Here is a 2,694-nt window from a genome sequence, read left to right as displayed (position 1 = left end):
GCGGGACGACGTTGACTGCGATTTCTTCGAGGAGCTCCCTGGCCAGCGCCTCGCCGGCTGATTCGCCGTCCTCGATGTGGCCGCCCGGGAAGTCCCACATACCCGGGTACCATTTCGATGTCGGGACCCGGCGGCACATCAGAACGCCTCGTGGCCCGAAGAGTACGCCGACGGCAATGCGGTGGGTCATCGCATCAGTCGATCACGGGGGCATCCAGCACACAAATTATCCCGTGGGGTCAGGCACGAACCCGCGGACCTCCCGCGCACAGCGGCAAGCGGCGGCGATCTTGGCGGCCCGCTCCAACGCTTCGTCACGGGAGGGCGCGTCGACGACGGCGAGTCCGGCCAGGCTTGGTGGAGGGCCGATGCTTGCAAGGGATGTTTAGGGCACACTGGTGGCGTGAGCGGAATCCCATGGGTGCTGCACGTCGATCTCGACCAGTTCATCGCGGCGGTCGAAGTGCTCCGGCGGCCGGAGCTTGCTGGCAAGCCGATCATTGTCGGCGGTCGGGGCGACCCCACGGAACGCGCCGTGGTGTCGACGGCATCCTACGAAGCGAGGGCATTCGGCGTGGGTTCCGGAATGCCCTTACGCATTGCGGCCCGGAAAGTGCCCGATGCTGTGATCCTGCCCGTCGATCAGGAGGCTTACCTCGCGGCGTCCGAAACGGTCATGGCTACCCTGCGCGCGCAGCCCGGCGCCACAGTGCAGGTGCTGGGGTGGGATGAAGCTTTTGTAGGCACCGAGACAGAGAATCCGGAAGCCTACGCCCGGCAGGTGCAGGCCGCTGTCCTGGAGCGAACGCAGCTGCACTGCAGCGTGGGCATCGGCGACACCCTGGTACGAGCCAAGGTCGCCACCGGTTTCGGCAAACCGGCCGGCGTCTTCCGTCTCACTGCCGCGAACTGGCTCGACGTCATGGGCAGTCGGCCCACCAAGGAGCTCTGGGGCGTCGGAACCAAGGTGTCGGGCAGGCTGGCCAAACTCGGCATCAACACAGTGGCCGAGCTAGCCGCGTCCGACCCCCGGGACCTGGTCCCGGAGTTCGGCCCCAGGATGGGACCTTGGTACGCGGAGCTCGGACGCGGGGACGGCGCCAGCGTTGTGGACGACACCCCGTGGGTTGCCCGCGGGCATAGCCGGGAGACCACCTTCCAGCGCGACCTGACTGAACCCGCCCAGGTCGACGACGCCGTGAGGGAGCTGACAGCGCGCGTCCTGGAGGATGTTGTGGCCGAAGGTCGGCCCGTGGTTGGGCTGACCCTCAAGGTCCGGTACGCGCCGTTCGTCACCAAGACCCACGCGAGGAAGCTTCCCGAGACATTCGACCGGAACGAAATCCTCGCGCAGGCGTTGGACCTCGCAGCCGGAATCGAAGCAGACCGTCCGATCCGGCTCCTGGGCCTGCGGGCCGAAATGGCAATGCCCGACGATGCCCGAAAGGGACATACGCCGACACGCGGCGGCTGGTGACGGCGTCGCTTCCTCCCCGGTGCGGAGTTCCGCCGGCCGCCCGCAAAATGACCCTGGGAAGCCCTCAAGTCAAAGTTAGGCTGGGACGATGGAATATCAGATCCGCCAGGCCGCGGTCGAGGACGCTGATGCCGTGGTTAGGATGCACACCCTGGCCCATGAGGAATGCTACGGGCACCTATTGTCCCCGGCGTTCTTCGATGCCCGCCGTGCCAGCATGCCGCTGCGCGTGGAAAAACGCCGGCCGTATCTGGACAGCGCCCAGCCGCGAATCATCGCCATGGACGAGAGCAATGAAATAGTTGGATTTGCCGACGCAGGCACGGGGCGTGACGATGACCTGCCCGGCGAACTTGAGCTTTACTCCATTTACACTCTGAGGCGCACCCATGGCACTGGGCTCGGGGTCGCCCTGTTGAAAGCCGCCCTCGGCGATTTACCCGCCTACCTGTGGGTCCTTGAGGCCAACGTGCGCGCTCAGGCCTTTTACGTCAAGAACGGTTTTCAGCCCGATGGGACGCGTAAGTTGCTTTCACCCGAGTGGGAGGAACTACCTGAAATACGGATGGTCCGCTCCGACATTTAGCCGGGCAGGGGCCACGCTAAACGTCGGCTGAGGTCACCCTTCGTTTCGTGCGTTATCAGGTGGTGCTGACCGACGAAAAGACGAGCGAATCCTGCCACTGTCCACGAATGAGTTTGTCCGCCCTCCGCACTCCTACCGGGACCAATCCGATCTTTTCCAGCACCCTCGCAGAAGCGGTGTTTTCAGGTCTGCAGGTTGCGGTAATGTCCTGCAGTTTGAGAGTTCCTTGGCCGAACCTGAGGAGGGCGGCTGCGGCCTCAGTGGCATATCCGCGCCCCCAGTGGTCAGCATCAATCACGTACCCCAGCTCGCCCCGGCCACGATCAATGCCGAGTCCGACAGAACCAAAGGGTTCGCCCCTGGGAAAAGTGACAGCAAGAGTGAAGTTTGTCCGGTTCGAACCGCGTTGCGCCGCCGAGCACATTTTAAGGAATTCCAGCGTTTCGCCGGTTGTATTCGGTCCCCAGTCCACGTATTCGGCGATCCTCAAGTCGGAAGCGAATGAATGTACCGCAGCGAAATCATCCAGGGTGTACTCGCGCAGCAGGAGACGATCAGCCTGCAATTCCATGTGTCCATCATGCCGGAGGCGGCGCAGCGGCCTGGCGGGCCGTGGGTCAAAACCTGAGAA

4 protein-coding genes are annotated in these 2,694 nt (G+C 64.0%); 2 read left to right on the top strand and 2 right to left on the bottom strand.

What is annotated here, in order from left to right:
• Positions 1 to 190, bottom strand: a 190-nt coding sequence (locus tag LQV45_RS24625) for an NUDIX domain-containing protein (RefSeq protein ID WP_230009230.1), incomplete at its 3' end; no start/stop codon positions are given.
• Positions 191 to 421: 231 nt separating this feature from the next.
• Here LQV45_RS24625 and LQV45_RS24620 point away from each other — a divergent pair.
• Together LQV45_RS24620 and LQV45_RS24615 are read left to right on the top strand one after the other, a co-directional pair.
• Positions 422 to 1,477 carry a DNA polymerase IV gene (locus LQV45_RS24620; RefSeq protein ID WP_230009231.1) on the top strand — a complete coding sequence of 352 codons (1,056 nt, stop codon included), beginning with the start codon at positions 422 to 424 and terminating at the stop codon, positions 1,475 to 1,477.
• Positions 1,478 to 1,565: 88 nt separating this feature from the next.
• A complete protein-coding gene (locus LQV45_RS24615; RefSeq protein WP_230009229.1) occupies positions 1,566 to 2,063 on the top strand; it encodes a GNAT family N-acetyltransferase in 498 nt (165 codons plus the stop codon).
• A 55-nt stretch (positions 2,064 to 2,118) separates the two neighbouring features.
• Here LQV45_RS24615 and LQV45_RS24610 read toward each other — a convergent pair.
• On the bottom strand, positions 2,119 to 2,694 hold a 576-nt coding region (locus LQV45_RS24610), incomplete at its 5' end, for a GNAT family N-acetyltransferase (protein ID WP_230009228.1).

The organism is Microbacterium sp. Bi128 (genome assembly GCF_918698205.1).
The sequence above is the reverse complement of the archived record's forward strand: the minus strand, read 5'-3'. Positions and strand labels throughout refer to the sequence as shown.

Excerpts from the sequence above, each read along its gene's own strand:
- LQV45_RS24615 (WP_230009229.1), top strand. The coding sequence starts at position 1,566 with ATGGAATATCAGATCCGCCAGGCCGCGGTCGAGGACGCTGATGCCGTG.